22 protein-coding genes and 1 pseudogene are annotated in these 19460 nt (G+C 70.1%); 13 read left to right on the forward strand and 10 right to left on the reverse strand.

Features of this window, described 5'->3' with window-relative positions:
* Positions 1 to 92: 92 nt before the first annotated feature.
* A complete protein-coding gene (locus KK483_RS34760; protein ID WP_262009197.1) occupies positions 93 to 1604 on the reverse strand; it encodes a glutamate synthase subunit beta in 1512 nt (503 codons plus the stop codon).
* Between the two features lie 140 nt (positions 1605 to 1744).
* Between KK483_RS34760 and KK483_RS34765 the strand changes: the two genes are divergently transcribed.
* From KK483_RS34765 to KK483_RS34775, 3 genes are all read left to right on the forward strand, one after another.
* Positions 1745 to 2218: a PaaI family thioesterase gene (locus tag KK483_RS34765; protein ID WP_262009198.1), complete on the forward strand. Its 474-nt coding sequence runs from the start codon at positions 1745 to 1747 to the stop codon at positions 2216 to 2218.
* Between the two features lie 127 nt (positions 2219 to 2345).
* Complete coding sequence (locus tag KK483_RS34770) at positions 2346 to 3359, forward strand: serine/threonine-protein kinase (RefSeq protein WP_262009199.1); 1014 nt, start codon at positions 2346 to 2348, stop codon at positions 3357 to 3359.
* 175 nt (positions 3360 to 3534) lie between these two features.
* Entirely contained in the window at positions 3535 to 4527 is a 993-nt protein-coding gene (locus KK483_RS34775) for a nitrilase-related carbon-nitrogen hydrolase (RefSeq protein WP_262009200.1), read from the forward strand.
* A gap of 99 nt (positions 4528 to 4626) precedes the next feature.
* On the opposite strand, the gene KK483_RS34780 is transcribed toward KK483_RS34775, so the two are convergent.
* Complete coding sequence (locus KK483_RS34780; RefSeq protein ID WP_262009201.1) at positions 4627 to 5346, reverse strand: hypothetical protein; 720 nt, start codon at positions 5344 to 5346, stop codon at positions 4627 to 4629.
* A gap of 236 nt (positions 5347 to 5582) precedes the next feature.
* Between KK483_RS34780 and KK483_RS35605 the strand changes: the two are divergent.
* From KK483_RS35605 to KK483_RS34795, 4 genes and pseudogenes are all read left to right on the forward strand, one after another.
* Positions 5583 to 5699: pseudogene (locus KK483_RS35605) on the forward strand (hypothetical protein); the annotation flags it as partial.
* A 103-nt stretch (positions 5700 to 5802) separates the two neighbouring features.
* Positions 5803 to 6087, forward strand: coding sequence for a hypothetical protein (locus KK483_RS34785; protein ID WP_262009202.1), 285 nt, complete (start codon positions 5803 to 5805; stop codon positions 6085 to 6087).
* The gene (locus tag KK483_RS34790) at positions 6084 to 7010 is read left to right on the forward strand and encodes a hypothetical protein (protein ID WP_262009203.1); all 927 of its coding nucleotides are present in this window, start codon (positions 6084 to 6086) and stop codon (positions 7008 to 7010) included. The genes KK483_RS34785 and KK483_RS34790 overlap by 4 nt, the downstream gene beginning before the upstream one ends.
* Positions 7011 to 7192: 182 nt before the next feature.
* Positions 7193 to 7762 carry a GNAT family N-acetyltransferase gene (locus KK483_RS34795; RefSeq protein ID WP_262009204.1) on the forward strand — a complete coding sequence of 190 codons (570 nt, stop codon included), beginning with the start codon at positions 7193 to 7195 and terminating at the stop codon, positions 7760 to 7762.
* 57 nt (positions 7763 to 7819) lie between these two features.
* On the opposite strand, the gene KK483_RS34800 is transcribed toward KK483_RS34795, so the two are convergent.
* Positions 7820 to 8335, reverse strand: coding sequence for a GNAT family N-acetyltransferase (locus KK483_RS34800; protein WP_399016291.1), 516 nt, complete (start codon positions 8333 to 8335; stop codon positions 7820 to 7822).
* 384 nt (positions 8336 to 8719) lie between these two features.
* Positions 8720 to 9127 carry a RidA family protein gene (locus KK483_RS34805; RefSeq protein WP_262009205.1) on the reverse strand — a complete coding sequence of 136 codons (408 nt, stop codon included), beginning with the start codon at positions 9125 to 9127 and terminating at the stop codon, positions 8720 to 8722.
* 141 nt (positions 9128 to 9268) lie between these two features.
* Between KK483_RS34805 and KK483_RS34810 the strand changes: the two genes are divergently transcribed.
* Positions 9269 to 9649 carry a helix-turn-helix domain-containing protein gene (locus KK483_RS34810; RefSeq protein ID WP_262009206.1) on the forward strand — a complete coding sequence of 127 codons (381 nt, stop codon included), beginning with the start codon at positions 9269 to 9271 and terminating at the stop codon, positions 9647 to 9649.
* A 302-nt stretch (positions 9650 to 9951) separates the two neighbouring features.
* Here KK483_RS34810 and KK483_RS34815 read toward each other — a convergent pair whose 3' ends face one another.
* From KK483_RS34815 to KK483_RS34835, 5 genes are all read right to left on the reverse strand, one after another.
* The gene (locus KK483_RS34815) at positions 9952 to 10368 is read right to left on the reverse strand and encodes a VOC family protein (RefSeq protein WP_262009207.1); all 417 of its coding nucleotides are present in this window, start codon (positions 10366 to 10368) and stop codon (positions 9952 to 9954) included.
* A gap of 9 nt (positions 10369 to 10377) precedes the next feature.
* Positions 10378 to 10806 carry a helix-turn-helix transcriptional regulator gene (locus tag KK483_RS34820; protein ID WP_262009208.1) on the reverse strand — a complete coding sequence of 143 codons (429 nt, stop codon included), beginning with the start codon at positions 10804 to 10806 and terminating at the stop codon, positions 10378 to 10380.
* 446 nt (positions 10807 to 11252) lie between these two features.
* Positions 11253 to 13640: an excinuclease ABC subunit UvrA gene (locus tag KK483_RS34825; protein WP_262009209.1), complete on the reverse strand. Its 2388-nt coding sequence runs from the start codon at positions 13638 to 13640 to the stop codon at positions 11253 to 11255.
* Between the two features lie 202 nt (positions 13641 to 13842).
* A complete protein-coding gene (locus KK483_RS34830; RefSeq protein ID WP_262009210.1) occupies positions 13843 to 14253 on the reverse strand; it encodes a VOC family protein in 411 nt (136 codons plus the stop codon).
* A gap of 130 nt (positions 14254 to 14383) precedes the next feature.
* The gene (locus KK483_RS34835) at positions 14384 to 14857 is read right to left on the reverse strand and encodes a carboxymuconolactone decarboxylase family protein (protein ID WP_262009211.1); all 474 of its coding nucleotides are present in this window, start codon (positions 14855 to 14857) and stop codon (positions 14384 to 14386) included.
* 179 nt (positions 14858 to 15036) lie between these two features.
* Between KK483_RS34835 and KK483_RS34840 the strand changes: the two genes are divergently transcribed.
* The 5 genes from KK483_RS34840 (at position 15037) to KK483_RS34860 (ending at position 18856) form a co-directional block, all read left to right on the forward strand.
* Positions 15037 to 15393, forward strand: a complete 357-nt coding sequence (locus KK483_RS34840; RefSeq protein ID WP_262009212.1) for a hypothetical protein — start codon at positions 15037 to 15039, stop codon at positions 15391 to 15393.
* Positions 15394 to 15610: 217 nt separating this feature from the next.
* Positions 15611 to 16636 (forward strand): homoserine dehydrogenase, encoded by a 1026-nt coding sequence (locus KK483_RS34845; RefSeq protein ID WP_262009213.1) that lies wholly within the window; start codon positions 15611 to 15613, stop codon positions 16634 to 16636.
* Positions 16637 to 16847: 211 nt separating this feature from the next.
* A complete protein-coding gene (locus KK483_RS34850) occupies positions 16848 to 17423 on the forward strand; it encodes an ABATE domain-containing protein (protein WP_262009214.1) in 576 nt (191 codons plus the stop codon).
* Between the two features lie 114 nt (positions 17424 to 17537).
* Positions 17538 to 17714: a hypothetical protein gene (locus tag KK483_RS34855; RefSeq protein WP_262009215.1), complete on the forward strand. Its 177-nt coding sequence runs from the start codon at positions 17538 to 17540 to the stop codon at positions 17712 to 17714.
* A 494-nt stretch (positions 17715 to 18208) separates the two neighbouring features.
* Positions 18209 to 18856: a TIGR04222 domain-containing membrane protein gene (locus KK483_RS34860; protein WP_262009216.1), complete on the forward strand. Its 648-nt coding sequence runs from the start codon at positions 18209 to 18211 to the stop codon at positions 18854 to 18856.
* Between the two features lie 258 nt (positions 18857 to 19114).
* Here KK483_RS34860 and KK483_RS34865 read toward each other — a convergent pair whose 3' ends face one another.
* The gene (locus KK483_RS34865; RefSeq protein WP_262009217.1) at positions 19115 to 19303 is read right to left on the reverse strand and encodes a hypothetical protein; all 189 of its coding nucleotides are present in this window, start codon (positions 19301 to 19303) and stop codon (positions 19115 to 19117) included.
* Positions 19304 to 19460: the final 157 nt, after the last annotated feature.

Below are 19460 nucleotides of genomic sequence, written 5' to 3' on the forward strand. Positions count from 1 at the left end.
AGCCCGGCCACTGGGCCCACAGAAGGCCTGCCACCGGGCCCCGGGGCCTGCAGGGCCCGCCGTCGGCCCTGTCGGCGTCGGCCGGGGCGCGCTCAGGTGGTGGGGGTGATGGGCGCCGGGAGGTCGGTATGGCCGGTGAGGTACTGGTGGGTGGCGGCTGCGGTGGCACGTCCTTCGGCGATCGCCCAGACGACCAGCGACTGACCGCGTCCCGCGTCGCCGGTGATGAAGACGCGGTCCGCGGCCCTGCGGTCGTCCTGTCCGGCGGGCCCGGCGGGCCCGGCGTGCCCGGCGTGCGCGGTGAAGGCATCGGTCCGTGCGTAGTTCCCACGGTGGTCGGGGGCGAGACGCAGCTGCTGGGCGAGGGGCGTGTGGTGCGGAGGGCCGGTGAAACCGAGGGCGAGCAGCACGAGCTCGGCGGGGAGGGTGTGCTCGGTGCCGGGACGTGGCGCCCGGGTGCCGACCTCGACAAGGGTGACGTGGAGGGCGCCGACGCGGCCGGCGGGGCCCGGTTCGAAGCGGAGGGTCGCCGTACCGAAGAGGCGCGGGTCGGCGCCCGCGCGGTGGCGGGCCTCCTGATGGGCGTGGGAGATGCGGTAGATCCTGGGATGGGTGGTGGGCCAGGGCTGCGTCTCGGGCCGCGTCTCCCCGGGCTGCGGATTGATGTCGAGCTGGGTGACGGAGGCGGCCTGCTGGCGCAGCGCGGTGCCGAGGCAGTCGGTCGCGGTGTCACCACCACCGATGATCACGACGTGTCTGTCCCGGGCGTCGAGTGCGGGTTGCGGGCTGCTGCCCTGGACGACGCGATTGGCGTGCGTCAGATAGTCCATGGCCTGGTGGATGCCGGGCAGTTCACGGCCGGGCACGGGCAGTTCGCGCTGCTCGGTGGCCCCGACCGCGATGATGATCGCGTCGTGCCGGTGGAGCAGTTCGGCGGCGTCGACGTCCGTACCGACATCGACGCCGGTACGGAAGATGGTGCCCTCGGCGCGCATCTGCTCGATGCGCCGGTCCAGCTGGCGCTTGTCGAGTTTGAAGTCGGGAATCCCGTAGCGCAGGAGCCCGCCGACGCGGTCGTCGCGCTCGTACACGGCGACGGTGTGGCCGATGCGGGTGAGCTGCTGCGCCGCCGCGAGCCCGGCGGGCCCGGACCCGATCACACCGACGGTCTTGCCGCTGAGCCGCTGAGGCGGCTGCGGGGGAGCGTATCCCCGCTCCCAGGCCTCGTCGGCGATGGCCTGCTCGACGTTCTTGATCGTCACGGGATCGGCGTTGATCGCCAGTACGCAGGCGTCCTCGCAGGGGGCGGGGCAGAGCCGGCCGGTGAACTCGGGGAAGTTGTTGGTCGCGTGCAGCCGCTCGGCGGCGGCCTGCCAGTCGCCGTGCGACGCGTAGGCGTTCCACTCCGGGATGAGGTTCCCCAGCGGGCAGCCGCTGTGGCAGAACGGTATGCCGCAGTCCATGCAGCGGGCAGCCTGCTCCGATACGAGGGGCAGCAGCGTCTGCCCGGCGTGGACCTCCTCGAAGTCGCCGAGCCGATCGGTGACGGGGCGCGCCGGAGTGGGGCGGCGGGGGAACTTGAGGAAGCCATGGGGGTCGGTCATGCGCCGCCTCCATCGCTCATGTGCGGTGCATTACGCCGTTCCGACCAGCGTACGCCTTCTTTCTGTAGGTTTTGCCTGAAAATTGCCGACTTGTTCCCCTGCTACGTTGCGACGCAAGGAAGCAGGGGCACACCGAGGGCATGCCGATGCACACCGAGGGAGGCGCGATGGTCCGGCGCTCGGGTCCCTTCTGGGACGCGGTCGAGGGTCGTCACCCGCTACCGCCGGCGGCGGCGACGCTCGGACTGGAACTCGTGTCGGCGGACCCCGCCGGCGGCACGATCGAGCTGGCCTTCACCGCGGGGGAGGAGTTCACCAACCCCTCGGGCAACGTCCTGGGCGGCTTCCTCGCGGCCATGCTCTACGACACCGTGGGACCCGCACTGCTCGCCACGATCGAACCCGACCAGTTCCAGTCCACGCACGAGTTCAACGTCACCTTCCTGCGCCCGGCCCGCCCCGGCCGGTTGCGGGGCAGCGGCCGCGTGGTGCAGCGTGACGGCGACCTCGCCCACCTGGAGGCCCGCCTCACCGCACCCGAGGGGACGCTCATCGCGACGGCGACCGCCGTCGCCCGTGTCATCGCTCTGGCAGACGCCCATGATGCGGTGTGAGGCGTTCCTGATCTGAATGCGCCCCTTTATGGGTCAATGGATAGAATTCATCCATGGGTGAGCGGTCCGTCCTGTCGACCGTTTCCCGCCTCGCAGCGGGACACGGCCGGGGCGGGGGTGCTGTCTGATGGCCCCGGCAGAACGCGAGACGAGCCTGTACTCGGGCCGTCCCTCCGAGCTGATCGGCACCCAGATCGGCGCGTACCGGGTGGAGCGCGAAATCGGCCGGGGCGGGATGGCGGTCGTCTACTGCGCGAGGGACCTGCGACTGGACCGCACGGTCGCCCTCAAACTGCTCGCACCGGAACTCGCCCGTAACGACACCTTCCGTCGCCGCTTCACCCACGAGTCCCGCGTGGCCGCGGCGATCGACCACCCCCACATCGTGCCGGTCTTCGAGGCGGGGGAGATGGACGGCGTCCTCTACATCGCGATGCGCTACGTCTCCGGCCTGGACCTGCGGGCCCTGCTGGACCGCGACGGGCCGCTCCCGGCGGAGGCCGCGGTCCGTATCGCCGCCCAGGTGGCGTCCGCGCTCGACGCGGCACATGAACACGACCTGGTGCACCGCGACGTCAAGCCCGGCAACATCCTTGTCGCCAAGGGCACCGACATCGACCATCCCGAGCACGTCTACCTCACCGACTTCGGACTGACGAAGAAGTCCCTGTCCCTGACCGGCTTCACCACGGTCGGGGAGTTCGTCGGCACATTGGACTACGTCGCGCCGGAACAGATCTCCGGACGCCCGGTCGACGGCAGATGCGACCTGTACAGCCTGGCCTGCGTCGTCTACGAGATGTTCGCCGGCGGGCCGCCGTTCCAGCGCGAGGAGGACATGGCGCTGCTGTGGGCACACCAGTACGACCAGCCGCCCGCACTGAGCGGCAGACGCCCGGGCGTCGCGCCAGGCGTCGACGAGATCCTGACGAAGGGACTGGCGAAGGTCCCCGACGATCGCTACGACTCCTGCCTGGAGTTCGTCGCGGCACTTCGCTCCGCCGTGACCGCCCCCAGCAGGGGCCCGCACCCGCCGACCAGAGTGGACCCCGTCCTCGCCGACCTCCCGGACGTCTCCGGTCCACCGCCTGATCCGCCCGCGTGGGCGCGCCCGGTCTTCGGGCCGGCCGGTATCCGGTGACCGTGGGGCGGCCGGGTCGGCAGCGGGTGGTGGTGGCAGTGGTGCTGACGGTGGTGGTGACGGCGACGGCCGGCTGGTGAGTACCCCTGGCGGATCAGCGCCTGCTGCTCGGCCGACAGACACGGCCGACAGACATGGCTGACAGGCACGGCAGACAGACACGAAGGAGCACACCATGACTGTCGTCAGGGCCGCTGCGGTTCAGATCAGTCCTGTGCTCTACAGCCGCGCAGGCACCGTTGACAGAGTCGTGAAGCAGATCCGCGAGCTGCACACGAAGGGCGCCCAGTTCGCAGTCTTCCCCGAGACCGTCGTTCCCTACTACCCCTACTTCTCCTTCGTGCAGCCGCCCTGCGCGATGGCCAGGGAACACCTGCGCCTGCTCGAGGAGGCGGTGACCGTTCCGTCCGCCGAGACCAACGCGATCGCCGAAGCGGCCAGGGAAGCTCACATGGTCGTCGCGATCGGCGTCAACGAGCGTGACGGCGGCACCCTTTACAACACACAGCTGCTGTTCGACGCGGACGGAACGCTGATCCAGCGCCGCCGCAAGATCACACCGACCTATCACGAGCGCATGATCTGGGGCCAGGGCGACGGCTCGGGCCTGCGCGCGGTGGACAGCGCCGTCGGCCGCATCGGCCAGCTCGCATGCTGGGAGCACTACCTGCCGCTGGCGCGCTATGCCCTGATCGCCGATGGCGAGCAGCTCCACGCGGCGATGTACCCCGGAGCCTTCGGCGGCCCGCTGTTCGCCGAGCAGATCGAGATCAACATCCGCCAGCATGCCCTGGAATCAGCCTGCTTCGTGGTCAACGCCACCGCCTGGCTCGATGCCGGCCAGCAGGCACGGATCACCGAGGACACCGGCGGGCCCGCCGGAGTGATTTCCTCCGGCGGCTGCTTCACCGCCATCGTCGACCCGGAAGGCCGCATCGTGGGCGAGCCGCTCAAGTCCGGCACGGGCGCAGTCGTCGCCGACCTGGACCTCGCACAGATCGACGTGCGAAAACGCCTCATGGACGCGCGTGGCCACTACAGCCGCCCCGAACTGCTGAGCCTGCAGATCGAACGCACGCGGATGGCCAACGTCCACGAGCGCGGCACCCGCGCATCGGTCGAGACCGCTCGGGCGGTCACGGAAGACCGCTCCTCCAAGGCTCGGTGAGCCGGCGCCCTGCCGTCAGCAGCCGCTGGTCCGCGCAGCAGGTACGAGCGCCCGATCGCTCCCTCCCGCTCCGGGGTTCGGTACGGGCGAGAACCTCGGTCAGCTGAAACGGACGTTGCTGAGGTCGATCGCGACCATGACCTCGTCCGCGATGGGTCGGCCGTCGGTGTCGCGGCGGTGCGCCCGGCGCTTGGTGGGCAGCAGGATGCCGTCGGCGTCCATGTAGTCGTGGACGTACTGCGCGGCAGCGAATCCGCCGGCGATGTCGACGCGGTAGTCGTGGCGGCGCAGGAGGTGGTCGGGACCGAAGTAGAAGTCCTGGTGGGTGCAGTGGGTGGCGATCCCGGGCGGGAAGGCGGCGCGCAGACCCCGCCAGACTTCGTCGCCCTCCTGCCAGGGTTCGGTCTCGATGACGGTGACTCCGGGCATGGCCAGCAGGAAAGGGGTGGTGAGGTACGTCCACAACGCATAGCCGTTGAAATAGGCGCGGTCCAGCGGATCCCAGGGGGTCTCCAGCCTATGGCCGGCGAACGACGCGCGCGGATCGGTGCGTTGGGCCACCACTCGCCCGTCGAGTTTTTCGATGCTCACCCGCCCGGGCGTGAAGTCGGTCCTCTGGTCGGGGGCACCGAAGGGCTGCACCGAAGCGCGTTCCTCGTGCAGCCGGACGGTCATCTCGCGCGGCGCGGAATCCTGCGGCACGCCCTTGACGGCGAACAGGTCGCCACCGCTGACGATGGCGGCCCGCACCTCGCTCAGTTCCTTCCAGCGTGCGGATCCGCCATGGGCTCTGATGACTCGGGTGAGCAGATCGTCCATGTACATCACTTTCCGTGCACCCTGTTATGGGGGCCTGTCAGGCGCGCCGGTGACAGCGCCGGGTGGTTCGCCACCTGGCGACATCCCTCGAGCCGGGGGCCGGTCGCGACCCTTGCCGGGCTAACTCTTCCTATATAGAGGTTCCGTATGACTCGGTCACGACGTCCGTCGTCGCGGTGGTGCTGGCGCTGGCCGAAACCCCGGCTGCCTGGCGGTACGGCTACGAGCTGTGCCGCATGCTCGACATCCAGGCAGGGTCCATGTATCCGATCCTGATCCGGCTGACCGACCGCGGGCTGCTGGAAGCCGCGTGGGAGTCCGACGCACCGGCGGGCCGGCCGCCACGGCACATGTACCGCCTCACCGGCCCGGCTTGGCGCTGGCCACCGAACTCGCCGAACAGACGCGCAGCACCGTCACCAACCCGGCCGGGTTGCGTCTGGGCTGGGAGGGCGTATGAACCGGCTGGCATGGCTGGGTGCGGCACTGGTGTTCGCCGCCGTGGAAGCGGTGTACGTCCTGCTGCGCGGTCCGGAACGGACACCCGAGGAGGACCTCCTGTCGTACGTGGTCCTCTGGGTCGTTCTCGCGTCACCGGCGGCGATGGCCGGCGTGCTGGTCTGGATCGCCTGGTGGCTGCGGATCGGTGTCCGGCTGGCGGCCATGGACCCGCCGGCGCACTGCTGGCCGCCGCGGTGGCGACGTTGCCGGCCGATCGCCGCGACTGGGGAACGGCGATGACCGCCGAACTGGCGCAGGTGCCGGATCGCGGGGAGCGCTGGCGGTTCGCGACCGGCTGCGCCCGCACGGCGGTGTTCCCGCCGCGGGGGCGGCCGGCGCCGGCGTTCGCGGTTGCGGGGCTTGCCGTGGCGGCGGTCGTCGTCACCGGTCCGGCGGTCGGCCGCACCATTCCCGAACTGCGGGTCTTCGCGGTGACGTTCGTGGTGCTGTTCGGCGCCCTGGCCACTGCTGCCGCCTTCCGTGTCCGGCGGCTGGGGCGGCCGGCACCGGGCCTGCCCACCGCAATCGGCGGACTGGCCGGCGTAACCGCGTGCATCGCCGTGACCGGCTACTTCCTTCGAACCGACGCGTCCGTCGTGCTGGGCCGATTCGGCGCGATCGCGCTGGCGGTGCTGCTGGCCGTCGGCCTGTGGCTCTCGCTCTTCCCACCGCGGGCGTTGACCACCAGCCGCCGCGTCCGCCGCGTCGGCCTTGGCATGGGGGCAGTGGTCGCCGGCGGCCTGTTCCTCAGCGCCCGCCTCAACGACATCGGCGCCGGCCAGAGCATCGGCCTGTATGTGCTGTTCGTTCCGGTCGCGGCTCTGTTCACGGCGTCGCTGCTGGCTGCACTGGCCGACCGTTCGCTCCGGGCCGGATTGCAGACTGCGGTATGGGCCGTGGTGACGACCTGTCTGCTGAGCTTCACGGTCTATGTCATCGAGGCATCCCGCTACTACCAAGCCGGGGTGCACCCCATTGACGGGGATCCGATCTCCGGTCCCCTCGGTTCGGAGCTGTACGGGGCCGGGTGGGTGCTCCTCTACATGCCCGCATCGGCCCTGCCGTTCGCGGTCGTCGGGGCCTTCCTCGGCGCCGCCGCCCGCAGCGCCGTCATGCCGCCCACGCCCCCGACCCCGCCCTCATGGACGTCCCGCGGCCCGTGACCTGCCTGGTCTGCCCGTGACCTGCTTGGTCTGCGCGACGGAACGATCCTGGACTTTCTTGTGCCGGCGGGGACGTGACGCGAGGCGCCTGGGGCGCTGCGGTGAATGCGCGACAGCCTGCGGTGGGTGGGGGCTGTTGCTATTCGGTTCTCCTGGCGTGCATGTGGTCGTACGGTGGCGGAATGCTGCTGGTACGGGAGATGGGTGAGGCCGACATCGAGGCTGTGTCGGCGGTGCGGGTGGAGGGCTGGCGGTCGGCGTATGCCGGGTTGGTGCCGCAGACGTATGTGGACGCGATGACGGTCGGGCGCGATGCCGCTGCGCGTCGGAAGCGGTTTGCCGATCCACACCGGCGATCGGCGGACCTGGTCGCTGCGGATGCGGATGCGGATGCGGATGCGGATGCGGATGCGGATGCGGGTCGTGTGGTGGGGTGGATCAGTTTCGGTCCGTGCCGTGCGCCGGTGGCCGGTGCAGGGCCGGTGGGCGAGGTCTTCGCCCTGTACGTGCGGCCGGATTTGACGGGCCAGGGCATCGGCCTGGCTCTGCTGGATGAGGCGCACCGCTGTTTGGAGGATCTGCATTTCCGGGTGTCGACGTTGTGGGTGTTGCGTGGCAACGAAGGTGCGCGTCGCTTCTATGAACGGATGGGCTACCGGGCGGATGGTGGCGTTCAGGACGACGACTACGACGGTGTCACACTGACCGAACTGCGTTATCGGCGGACGCTCCACCAACGCCGAACGCAGTGACGGTGTGACAACCTCTCCGCCCCCAGGGGCGACCGCTGTTCGCCGCGGCCCTTCCACTCAAGCGGTTGGAACCCGGCGGGCAGGGACCTCAAAGACGAGTTCCAGCCCGTCCTCCTCATCCCACTGCTCTCCGACCTCAACGAAGCCGAAGCCCGAGATCGTGGCCAGGGACGCCACGTTGTCGGGGCTGATGGTCGCCCGCACGGTTGTGACGGCGGGTTCGGCTGCTGCCCGGCGGAGCAATTCGATGAGCGTGGAGCGGGCGTATCCCTGGCGACGGAATTCAGGAGCGACGGAATAGCCGATCTCGACCATGCCGACCCCATCGGGCGGGCCGTGGAACCCGGCATGCCCGACGACGAGACCCCTGTCGCCGACGACCGCTTGCCGCGCCATCCACCGCGTACGGCCGGGATCGGCGGCCATCTGGCCGAGCCGGAACCGCCACAGCCACCGCGCTCTGTCGGTCACGAAGTACTCGGTCAGCGAAACCCCGGCCATCCTGCTGGCTGAGGACAGGTCTCCATCGAGCAGAGTGGACATCACCCCGCCGGACAGCTCGACAAAACTCACACGCTTCGGGCCCGGCGTGGACGGTCCCTGGTAATCGGCTTCATCTGTCACCTGCGGATGCTCGCCCACCAACCGAAGTGAGTCCACCGATTTCATGGATGCGTGTGGCTGTTCAGCTGTCGGGGACTGCTGCGCTGCAGGCCGAACGTAGGCCGACGACCGCGACCGATCTCCACGAGCGTGAGACCGGTGCACCGGTCAAGCCCACTCGGGCGACCGAGGAAGACTGCTCCGTCCAGGCCCGGACGGATTGCCGGATTGCCGTCCCTCCCGCAGCGCCCGCACCGAGGAGCCTGTTGTGCTTGCCGCTCGTGGCCATGGGTTGGTGACGGTGTGCCGGGCGCTCGGTGCGGCAGGTGCACCGGCGCCCGGTCTGTCCGGTGATCAGTCGATGACGGCGGTGGCTTCGATTTCGATGAGATGCTCGGGTGTGTCGAGTGCGGCGACGCCGATGAGTGTGGCCGGGGGCGTGTGGGCGGTTGAGAGTGTGGTGGCTGCCCGGGTGATTCCTTCGATGAGGAGCGGCATTTTGTCGGGAGTCCAGTCGACGACGTAGACGGTCAGTTTCGCGACGTCGTCGAAGCCGGCGCCGATGCCGGCGAGGGCGCCGGCGATGTTGAGGTAGCACTGTTCGGCCTGCGCGGTGAGGTCTCCCGGGCCGATGGTGTCTCCGTTGGCGTTCCAGGCAACCTGTCCGGCGATGAAGGCCAGTCTCGATCCGGTGGCGACGGAGACCTGGTGATAGGCGTCGATGGTGGGGAGCCCGCCGGGGTTGACCAGGGTGATGGCCATGGTGTCTGCCTCCTTGTCGTGGGAGCGGCTGGCGTGTCTCCGCCGGGCCGCCCCGCTGGTGCTCTCTTGTGGTTACTCGGAAACCGTAGGAGAGTGGCGGCTGACGTGGAAGAACGCACTTTTCAGTGACTGGGGAACCTGATGGTGACCAAGCAGTTCGGAGGCTCGCCGGAAGAGGCGGATCTGAGGCGCGCGGACTCGTTGGCGCGGGAGATCTTCTCGGACGTGGCCAACAAGTGGGCGTTGTTGATCATCGAGGTGCTGGGGGAACGGACTCTGCGTTTCAGCGAGTTGCGGGGGGAGATCGAGGGCATCAGCCACAAGATGCTGACCCAGAACCTGCGCATGCTGGAACGCAACGGGCTGGTGGATCGGAGGGTGCACCCGGTCGTGCCGCCCCGGGTCGAGTACACGCTCACCGAGCCGGGCCGGGCGCTGCGGGTGACGATCGACGGGATGTGTGACTGGACCCACCGGTATCTCGGTCACATCGAGGCATCCCGCCACCGCTTCGACGCCTGACCAGGATGCGGACCGGCACTGCAAGGCCGGCACCGCAAGGGCGGCACCGGTGCGGGAGAGTGCGGGTTCACGGCGGGGCGCTGTTCGACGCCCGGTACGGCGGGAGGCGGCCGCACCCGGCGTTGACGGCGCCTCCCGGCCAGTCCTGATCATGGGTTCGACCGACGCACCAGTGGTGATCAACGCCGTACCGGCCGTTTCCGGCGCGGCCTGGCAACGGCCGGCAGGCGAGGTCTCGAGGACGCGGGCCGGGCCCGGGGGCTCTGTGGTTCCGAGCGGCCCGGGGGCCCGGACGCCAGGGCCTACTTGTCGAGGGGTTGGGTGAAGCGCAGCAGGTTGCCGGCAGGATCGCGGAACGCGCAGTCGCGGACGCCGTAGAACTGGTCCATCGGCTCCTGCAGCACCTCACCGCCCGCGGCGCTGATGCGCTCGAAGGTGGCGTCGCAGTCGTCCGTCGCGAAGAGGACGCCGCGCAGCAGGCCCTTGGCCATCAGCTCCGCCATGGCCTGCTTGTCGGCCGGTGAGGCGTTCGGGTCGGCCAGGGGCGGTTCCAGAACGATGTTCACGTCCGGCTGAGCGGGCGACCCGACGGTCACCCAGCGCATCCCCTCGAAGCCGACGTCGTCGCGCACCTCCAGGCCGAGTACATCGCGGTAGAAGGCGATCGCCTTGTCGTGGTCGTCGACGGCGATGAAGCAGGTGGAAAGCCTGATGTCCATGCCGTCACGCTACGGCTGAGCGGCAGGGCGCGCTTCTTTGTTCCTGACCGGTCGTGTGTGGATCTTGGCCATGCATGCCGGGATGGCGGCGCCGTGGTCATGGCTGCGCGCCCGGTAGGCGCTGGGGCTCTCGCCGACGAGCTGGGTGAAGCGCGAGCTGAACGACCCCAGCGACGTACAGCCGACCGCGAAGCAGACCTCGGTCACCGTGAGGTCGCCGCGCCGCAGCAGTGCTTTGGCCCGCTCGATGCGGCGGGTCATCAGGTAGCTGTACGGCGTCTCGCCGAATGCGGCGCGGAAGCTGCGGGAGAAGTGGCCTGCCGACATCAGGGCGTCGCGCGCGAGCGCCGGGACGTCGAGCGGCTCGGCATAGTCCCGGTCCATCCGGTCGCGGGCCCGCCGCAGCCGGACGAGGTCGTCGAGGTCCTGCCGTTTCATCCGGTCAGTTTCCCACAGCGGCCGGGTCGGGGATGAGGAGCGCGGGCGACGCCCCGGGGCCGGGGCTGACCGGGGCTGACCGGGGCTGACCAGGGCCGAGCGGGGACGACCTGTACGGCGGCGAGACCCGCGCCGTGCCGCGCCCCGGCCCCGTCTCGTCCGGGGTGGTTGTCCCCGGACGTGTCGGTTGCCAGGACGGGAGGGCCGGCCGGTGACCACCACGCCCGCGCGGTCGTTCGTGCTCGTCGACCTCGTACTCGTCCACGGCAGTGCCCGGCCCCCGCCCCACGGGCACGCCCCAGGAAACCGAGGACACCGCCTCTGCTGCGGCGCCCGCAGGCCCCCGGCCCCGACCCGTCCCCCCGGGCCCCGACCCGTCCCCCCGGCCCCCGACCCGGCCCGGCCCGCGGGCCGCGCCGGGGGCCGGGGGCCTGCGGGCGCCCGCGTCAGGCGCCGACGTAAGCCGCGAGATGCTCACCGGTGAGAGTGGCGGAACCTGCGGCGACGAGGTCGGCCGGTGTGCCCTCGAAGACGATCCGACCGCCGTCGTGGCCGGCACCGGGACCGAGATCGATGATCCAGTCCGCGTGCGCCATGACCGCCTGGTGGTGCTCGATGACGATGACCGACTTGCCGGAGTCCACGAGCCGGTCGAGCAGCCCGAGCAGGTGCTCGACATCCGCGAGGTGCAGTCCGGTGGTCGGCTCGTCCAGGACGTAGACGCCGCCCTTCTCACCCATGTGCGTGGCCAGCTTGAGCCGCTGCCGCTCACCGCCGGACAGCGTGGTCAGCGGCTGGCCGAGGCTGAGGTAGCCGAGCCCGACGTCGGCGAGCCGCTCGAGGATCTTGTGCGCGGCCGGCGTACGCGCCTCACCCGCGCCGAAGAACTCCTCGGCGTCGGTCACCGACATCGCGAGCACCTCGCTGATGTCGCGGCCGCCGAGGTGGTACTCCAGCACCGAGGCCTGGAACCGCTTCCCCTCGCACTCCTCGCACGTGGTGGCGACCCCGGCCATCATCGCCAGGTCGGTGTAGATGACACCGGCGCCGTTGCAGTTGGGGCAGGCGCCCTCGGAATTGGCGCTGAACAGGGCCGGCTTCACTCCGTTGGCCTTCGCGAACGCCTTGCGGATCGGGTCGAGCAGCCCGGTGTACGTCGCCGGGTTGCTCCGCCTGGAGCCGCGGATCGGGGCCTGGTCGACCGAGACGACACCCTCGGCGGCCGGGATCGACCCGTGCACGAGCGAACTCTTGCCCGAGCCGGCGACGCCGGTGACCACGGTCAGCACCCCGAGCGGGATGTCGACATCGACACGCTGCAGGTTGTTCGCCTTCGCACCGCGGATCTCCAGCTGCCCGGTCGGCGTACGGACCGTCTCCTTGAGGGCGGCCCGGTCGTCCAGATGGCGGCCGGTGACGGTGTCACTCGCCCGCAGCCCCTCGACGGTGCCCTCGAAGCAGACGGTGCCGCCCTCCGTACCGGCGCCCGGGCCGAGATCCACGACATGGTCGGCGATCGCGATCGCCTCCGGCTTGTGCTCCACGACGAGCACCGTGTTGCCCTTGTCCCGCAGCCGCAGCAGCAGGTTGTTCATCCGCTGGATGTCGTGCGGGTGCAGGCCGATCGTCGGCTCGTCGAAGACATACGTGACGTCGGTGAGTGAGGAGCCGAGATGGCGGATCATCTTGACGCGCTGCGCCTCACCGCCCGACAGTGTGCCCGCCGGCCGGTCGAGCGAGAGGTAGCCGAGGCCGATCTCCGTGAACGAGTCGAGGGTGCCCTGCAACGCGGTGAGCAGCGGCGCCACCGAGGGCTCCTTGAGCTCTCGGACCCACTCGGCCAGGTCGCGGATCTCCATCGCGCACGCATCGGCGATGCTGATCTTGCCGATCTTCGACGACCGGGCCCCCTCGCTGAGCCGGGTGCCGTCGCACTCGGGACAGGTGGTGAAGGTGACCGCCCGCTCCACGAACGCCCGGATGTGCGGCTGCATCGCCTCCTTGTCCTTGGACAGGAACGACTTCTGGATCTTGGGGATCAGGCCCTCGTAGGTGAGGTTGACACCGTTGACCTTCACCTTGGTCGGCTCACGGTGGAGGAAGTCCTGCATCTCCTGCTTGGTGAACCTGCTGATCGGCTTGTTCGGGTCCAGGAAGCCCGACTCGGCGTAGATCCCCACGGTCCACACGTTGTCCGACTTCCAGCCGGGGATGGTGAACGCGCCCTCCGCGATCGACTTGGAGTCGTCGTAGAGCTGGGTGAGGTCGATGTCGGAGACCTTGCCCCGCCCTTCGCAGTGCGTACACATGCCGCCGGTACGGGAGAAGGTCGCCTTCACCGCCTTCCTGTCACCGCGCTCGACCGTGATCGCACCACTCGCCTTCACCGAGGCGGTGTTGAAGGAGTACGCACCGGGCGGCCCGATGTGCGGCTTGCCGAGCCGACTGAAGAGGATACGCAGCATCGCGTTGGCGTCGGTGGCCGTACCGACCGTGGAACGAGGGTCGCCACCCATCCGCTGCTGATCGACGCTGATCGCCGTCGTCAGCCCGTCGAGTACGTCGACCTCCGGTCGCGCCAGCGTCGGCATGAACCCCTGCACGAACGCGCTGTACGTCTCGTTGATCAGCCGCTGCGACTCCGCGGCGATCGTGTCGAAGACCAGCGAGCTCTTGCCCGAACCGGAAACACCGGTGAACACCGTCAGCCGGCGCTTCGGGATCTCGACACTGACGTCCTTGAGATTGTTCTCACGCGCCCCGTGCACACGGATCAAACCGTGGCTGTCGGCAACGTGCAGTGCCGGCGACTGCGTGTCCGCCCTCGTGGCCATGCTTATCGTGTCTCCCAATCTGCGAGGCGGGCCGCCCCGCGGTCTTCCGTCGGCGTCGCCCGGTTCGATCCGACGAGCATCGAGCGTAACCTCTGGTCCTTCCGTGCCGGCCCGGGTCGCCGCAACGGCCGCCCCCGCGGCGCCTCGGCGTACCCGGCCCCCCCCCGCGGCGTACCCGGCCCGGACGGTCGGCTCCGGACGGTCAGCGCAGCTCGTTGATGCGGATGAGGTTGCCCGAGGGATCGCGGAAGGCGCAGTCGCGGATCCCGTAGGGCTGCTCGGTCGGCTCCTGTACGACTTCGGCACCGGCGGCCTGCACCTGCTTGAAGGTGCCGTCGAGGTCGGTGGTGGCCAGGGTGAGGCGGGCGTAACTTCCCTTGGCCATCATCGCGACGATCATGCGGCGCTCGTCTTCGGTGACGCCGGGGTCGGCGGCCGGCGGTTCCAGGACGATGGACGTGCCGGGCTGGCCGACGGGTCCGACCGTGATCCAGCGCATCCCGTCGTAGCCGACGTCGTTGCGGACCTCGAAGCCGAGGATGTCGCGGTAGAAGGCCAGGGAGGCCTCCGGGTCGTCATGCGGAAGGAAGGTCCAGTGAATGGTGATGTCCATGGCGGTCACGCTAGCCGCGGCTCGAGGACCAGGGCTTCTCCATTCCTGACCGGTCCGGGCACCACCGCACCGTGGCGGCGCCCGGACCGGTCAGGGCCCTCGGGACAAGCGCTGAACGCCGGACCTCCGGCTATCCGAACTGGCCCGGCTGATAGTCGCCGGCGGGCTGCTGGACGATGACGTTCATCCGGTTGAAGGCGTTGATGAGGGCGATCAGGGACACCAGGGCGGCGAGCTGGTCCTCGTCGTAGTGCTTGGCGGCGTTCGCCCAGGCCGCGTCGGTGACGCCACCGGCGGCGTCCGCGATGCGGGTGCCCTGCTCCGCCAGCTCCAGGGCGGCGCGCTCGGCCTCGGTGAAGACCGTGGCCTCGCGCCAGGCGGCGACCAGGTTGAGCCGCAGCGGGGTCTCGCCGGCCGCGGCGGCGTCCTTGGTGTGCATGTCGGTGCAGAAACCGCAGCCGTTGATCTGGCTGGCGCGGATCTTCACCAGCTCCTGCGCCGCCGCAGGCAGCGTCGAGCCCGAGACCACCTTGTCGGCCGAGACGATGTGCTTCAGGAACTTGCCTGCCGTCGGGTTGGCGAAGACGTTCAAACGGGCATCCATGGCGGACTCCTCTGCCGTTGTCGGTGACTGCGACTGTGACTGCACACCTATGACGGAACGGCTCGCCACGATGTGACAGGAGCGAACGCGACGCGCGAATCGAGCCTCGCCGGAGGGCGGATCCGGGCCCTGGTGGTGGCGGGCGGATGCGGCGGCGGCAAGATGCACATGTGTCCACCATGGTCGTTGAGATTCACGTGCCCTTGTCGCCCGCGCCGAACCTGCCGGACGGTGCCTGCCCGTACCCCTGGATCGAGGAGATCGAGGACTTCCTGGCCGATCTCGACGACCACGGCGATGCGGCGGTCTTCGACGACGGAGAGGAGCACGCAGGCGCCTACGTCTTCCTCATCACCGGAGCCGGCGAAGGGGACCCTCCGGAGGATCTTCTGGAGGACCTTCTGGACGACCTTCTGGAGGTGGCGTCCCGGCTGGCCATGCTGCCGGGGGTCCCCGCCGGGGTGGTCGCGTTCATCAGCGACGACGAGGCCGAGGAGTTCGGGCTGGGCCGACGGATATCGCTTCCGCTTCCATGACCTGACGTGCGAGACGCACCTCCGATTCGCGGGAACGGTGCCGGGCCACCGTGTGAGTGACGAAGTGAAGCTCTCGGTGGATGGGTTCCCGACCGCGAGCGACCTGTCCGCCGGAGCTGCTGGTGGCCACACGACCGTCAGTCCCACCGCCCCCATCGCGGGGGACCGACGAATGGACAGTTGCCGGAACAGGGTTGGAGAGAAAGGTCCGTTGACGATGCGCGACACTGCTGTAGTGCTGTCCGGCTACGGACCCGTGGGCCGGGCCTACGCCGAGCATCTGCTCAGCAACGGCTCGGAGCTCGCACGCTTCCACGGCGTACGGCCACGCGTCGCGGCCGTACGCACCGGCGCGGCGGAGTGCCTGCCACCCGACGACGGCCGGCCGCCCCCGCCGCGCGCCTCCTGGCGACCGCTGCGCCCACTGGCCGAGACCCTGCGGTTGACGAGGGCCGCGGTCCTGGTCCAGGCGGTGCCTTCCACCCCCGAGGTGCGCGACCGGGCCGCCGCAGAGGCCATCGCCGCGCTGCGGGCCGGAGTGCACGTGGTCACCGCGACCAAGAGCCATCTGCTCAGCCACTGGCGCCAGTTGGCCGAGGCCGCCGGGACGGGCGGCGCCCTGATCAGGATCTCGGGTGCCACCGGGGCGGCCCTGCCCGCCGGCGACCTGGCACGGGTCGGGGTACGCGGCCTCGGCTGCCGGTCGGTCCGCGCCTGCCCCAATGGCACCGTCACCTTCGTCCTCGACCGGCTCGCGGCGGGCGATTCGCTGGCCGCCGCGGTCGCCGAGGCCCGGCGCCGCGGCATCGCCGAGGCCGACCCGACGGCCGACCTGTCCGGCTCGGACGCGGCCACGAAGACGCGCCTGCTGGCAGGTCTGCTGTGGGGGTGGGACGTATCGGCCGTCCAGACACACCTGGAAGGCGTGGACGAGCACACGGCGCGCGCGGCGCGGGCGGCGGCCGCCACCGGAGGCCGCCTGCGGGCGGTGGCGACGGCTGAGGCCGACGACCCCCACGTGGTCCGGGTCCGGTTGGAGGAAACAGGGCCGGGAGACCCGCTGTACGCGCTCGCCGGGCCGGAGAAGGCCGTGGTGTACCGCTGCCCCGAGGCGGGCGACATCACGGTCAGCGGCGGTCGTTCCAGCCCGCTCGGCGCGGCCTTGGCCATGGTCAAGGACACCCTGGACGTCACAGCACCCGCACGCACCGGCTTCGGCCCCGTACCGCACGTGCTGCGATGACGGGCTCCGAGGCGCCGGTTCGCCGTGGACCGCCGCAGCTGATCCATCAGGGGCCACCCGACCCGGGAAACGCGGCGCTGCCGCACCGCGAGCCGCTGCGGACCAGCGCGACCCGCGAAGATCCACCAGGGCCTGGGCACGGGGATCGGCCGGCCGGTCGCGAGGGGACCCGGCGTTGTCCGGGGTAGTCGTCACCTGTCAGGATGGTGATATGGAGCACGTCTTCCCCTCCGGACGCCCGGCGCTCGACTTCGCTGGAACGCTGCGCGCAAGGCGCGGTCCCAGTCCCCGGGAGATGCTTCACTCGCCGGAAAGTCTCAGCTCCTGGTTCCGCGAATGCCGGATCGTGGAGAGCGACATCGCCTGCCGGCCTCTTGATCTTCGCAAGGCGGTCGCCCTGCGGGAGGCGATCTATCACCTGGTCGTCGCGAGGATCACCGGCGCGCGGTACGACCAGGAGGCACTGGGCGTGGTGAACGACACGGCACGTCAACCACCACCCGTTCCTCAGCTCACCGAGGACGGGCGACGCGTCGAAGCCACCGTTCAGCAGGCACTCTCCCATGTCGCCCGTGATGCCATCGCCGTCCTCGGCGGGCCTGAGGTGCCGCTGCTCAAGGAATGCGCGAATCCCGACTGCACCCAGTTCTTCATCGATCACTCGCGGGGGGCGCGCCGGGAGTGGTGCAGGATGGATCCATGCGGCAACAAGATCAAGGCCGCCGCGTACCGGGCGCGCAAGCGCGCGAGCGGGGAGTCGGGGATCGCCGCGAACGTGTCGTCGTAGGCCGCCCAGCGCCCCGCCCCGTCACCCCCTTGACAGGTGACGGGAGCGTCTGTGACCATCATGGTCCGCTGACCCGGTGACTTCGCGCATCACATGCGCTGAGGAGGCGTCGACATGGAACAGGAACGCAAGGTCAGGGACGCAGCCCAGGTGGTGCGTCGACTGCGATTCTCCAAGCTGCCGGAACGCATCCGGCTCGAAGACACGGTCGAAGAGCGACCGGCCGTGGCACACGACCCGGCGCGGGACGCGTACAACCCCGACGAATGGCTTGTGCGCGTCTGCCTGTGAACCGAGTTGGCCCATGTCGGCGCGGTGTTGTTCGGCGCCATGGCGACTGCGCCCCCACGTCTGAGAACGACCGGCCATTGCTCCCCGGGAGACTCCTGTGAAGATCCGGAAACTCTTGATCACGCTGTCGTCGATCACAGCCGCAGGGGTGATCGCCTTCGGCTGCTTCGCCCAGGTCTTCTAGCCGTCTCCGCGACGGGGGACGGGGCACGCACGCGTCGGCCGTCGATCGGGCTGCCACCGACCGTCCCGGAGCGGTTCACCGACGCCCCTGCCTCCGCCGCATCGGAGCGGCAACGACGGCCGGGGCCTCGCCTCCACAAGGGATAGCCGATCCGGGCGAAGTCGCACTGGCAGCAGCCCCGCACCCTCTCCACAGCTCCGCATACACCACCCCGTCGAGCCGCCGGGGCGCGCGAATGTGCCCCTCAGCGAGAAACTCAGCGAGAAAGCTCACGTGTTCCTCTGAAGCGGCCGGTGGAGGGTTGTGCACCGTGCTGTCGGGTGACACTTCGGGCAGGGGCGGTGTCGAAAAGGGGGTCGGCATGCGACTGGTGTTCCGAAGGCGCGCGGCGGCGGTGGGGGAGAGCGGGGCCCTGGACGTGTACGACGTCGCCTTCCTGGCGGGCGGGGCCCTGCGAGTGGCGGACAGCGCCGTGATCGAGCTGTTCGAACGAGGACTGGTCACGGTCCGCGTTTCGCGGGTACGTGCCGTGGGCGAGGAGCGGCCCCGGCATCCGGTCGAGCGCGCCGTGATCGCGTTGTGCCCGCGCAGCACGAGCCTGGCCTCCGTACGCGCCGCGGTGCAGCGCTGCCCGGAGGTCGAGGAGATCGGCCGCCGACTGGCAGCAGAGGGCTTGGTGACGGGGGCTCGGCCGCGGCTCACCCGGGCGGGCAGGCGGCGTTTGCGGGCGGCTGAACGCGACGGGAGCTTGCCGGCGTATGTCGTCGCCGGTCCCGCCGCCTTGCCGGACGGGCCGGTCCGTCGCGTCGTCGTCGGCGCGGACCCGATTCCGTCCGGTTTGGGCCGGGCTCTGATCCGCATGGGCAAGGCCCTGGACCGCGACTCCGATACTTCCTCGGAGTCGGACGAGGGCTCGGGCGGCGGTTTCGGCTGCGGCGGTGGCGGCGGCAGTGACTGAGGCCGAACTCGCGCCACGCATCCCGCCTGTGGCGAGGGCGTGCGGGGCGAACCCACTCGGCCACTGAGCCGCCGCGACAGTCGCCGGCAGCCGTCTTCTGGACGTCTGGACGCCTCGGACGCGCAGCATCCCCGGCATGCGCCGCAACGAAGGCCGGGTGCCCGGAGGGCCGTTGCGAGGATTGGAGAAGGGCTTGGCCCCGGACGGGCTCCGCGGAGGAGGAGGTCCGCGGAGCCCTGACGTTGCTTCAGCGCGGTCTCAGCAGTGCTTCAGCCCCGGATACGGGTGCGTCCCGGTGTAGACGTCAGTGGACTTGACGAACCCGAGGCCGTAGCTGGCGTGCACCTCGTTGCTCCAGGTGTAGTACCAGATGTTGTTGCCGCCGCTGTGCTGCTCGCCTTCCCTGTAGCAGGCGAAGTCGTGCATCGAGCCGTCGAGGAGGCCCATGGTGTAATGCCAAGCCGGATCGGAAACCCGCCCGTCCCACCAGACCTCGGCTCCGGCGCGCGGCGCGCACAAGAGGGCACCGCTGGTGAAGACAGGCCCGGAGCCGATCGAGCACGCGCTTTGATCGGATGGATCGGCAGAGGCGGCTGAGGCGACG

The organism is Streptomyces sp. FIT100 (assembly GCF_024584805.1).
Classification (GTDB): domain Bacteria; phylum Actinomycetota; class Actinomycetes; order Streptomycetales; family Streptomycetaceae; genus Streptomyces.

Coding starts and splice junctions, on each gene's coding strand:
- KK483_RS34760 (WP_262009197.1), bottom strand. CDS start 1,604: ATGACCGACCCCCATGGCTTCCTCAAGTTCCCCCGCCGCCCCACTCCG.
- KK483_RS34765 (WP_262009198.1), top strand. CDS start 1,745: ATGCCGATGCACACCGAGGGAGGCGCGATGGTCCGGCGCTCGGGTCCC.
- KK483_RS34770 (WP_262009199.1), top strand. CDS start 2,346: ATGGCCCCGGCAGAACGCGAGACGAGCCTGTACTCGGGCCGTCCCTCC.
- KK483_RS34775 (WP_262009200.1), top strand. CDS start 3,535: ATGACTGTCGTCAGGGCCGCTGCGGTTCAGATCAGTCCTGTGCTCTAC.
- KK483_RS34780 (WP_262009201.1), bottom strand. CDS start 5,346: ATGGACGATCTGCTCACCCGAGTCATCAGAGCCCATGGCGGATCCGCA.
- KK483_RS34785 (WP_262009202.1), top strand. CDS start 5,803: ATGAACCGGCTGGCATGGCTGGGTGCGGCACTGGTGTTCGCCGCCGTG.
- KK483_RS34790 (WP_262009203.1), top strand. CDS start 6,084: ATGACCGCCGAACTGGCGCAGGTGCCGGATCGCGGGGAGCGCTGGCGG.
- KK483_RS34795 (WP_262009204.1), top strand. CDS start 7,193: ATGCTGCTGGTACGGGAGATGGGTGAGGCCGACATCGAGGCTGTGTCG.
- KK483_RS34805 (WP_262009205.1), bottom strand. CDS start 9,127: ATGGCCATCACCCTGGTCAACCCCGGCGGGCTCCCCACCATCGACGCC.
- KK483_RS34810 (WP_262009206.1), top strand. CDS start 9,269: ATGGTGACCAAGCAGTTCGGAGGCTCGCCGGAAGAGGCGGATCTGAGG.
- KK483_RS34815 (WP_262009207.1), bottom strand. CDS start 10,368: ATGGACATCAGGCTTTCCACCTGCTTCATCGCCGTCGACGACCACGAC.
- KK483_RS34820 (WP_262009208.1), bottom strand. CDS start 10,806: ATGAAACGGCAGGACCTCGACGACCTCGTCCGGCTGCGGCGGGCCCGC.
- KK483_RS34825 (WP_262009209.1), bottom strand. CDS start 13,640: ATGGCCACGAGGGCGGACACGCAGTCGCCGGCACTGCACGTTGCCGAC.
- KK483_RS34830 (WP_262009210.1), bottom strand. CDS start 14,253: ATGGACATCACCATTCACTGGACCTTCCTTCCGCATGACGACCCGGAG.
- KK483_RS34835 (WP_262009211.1), bottom strand. CDS start 14,857: ATGGATGCCCGTTTGAACGTCTTCGCCAACCCGACGGCAGGCAAGTTC.
- KK483_RS34840 (WP_262009212.1), top strand. CDS start 15,037: ATGGTCGTTGAGATTCACGTGCCCTTGTCGCCCGCGCCGAACCTGCCG.
- KK483_RS34845 (WP_262009213.1), top strand. CDS start 15,611: ATGCGCGACACTGCTGTAGTGCTGTCCGGCTACGGACCCGTGGGCCGG.
- KK483_RS34850 (WP_262009214.1), top strand. CDS start 16,848: ATGGAGCACGTCTTCCCCTCCGGACGCCCGGCGCTCGACTTCGCTGGA.
- KK483_RS34855 (WP_262009215.1), top strand. CDS start 17,538: ATGGAACAGGAACGCAAGGTCAGGGACGCAGCCCAGGTGGTGCGTCGA.
- KK483_RS34865 (WP_262009217.1), bottom strand. CDS start 19,303: ATGGGCCTCCTCGACGGCTCGATGCACGACTTCGCCTGCTACAGGGAA.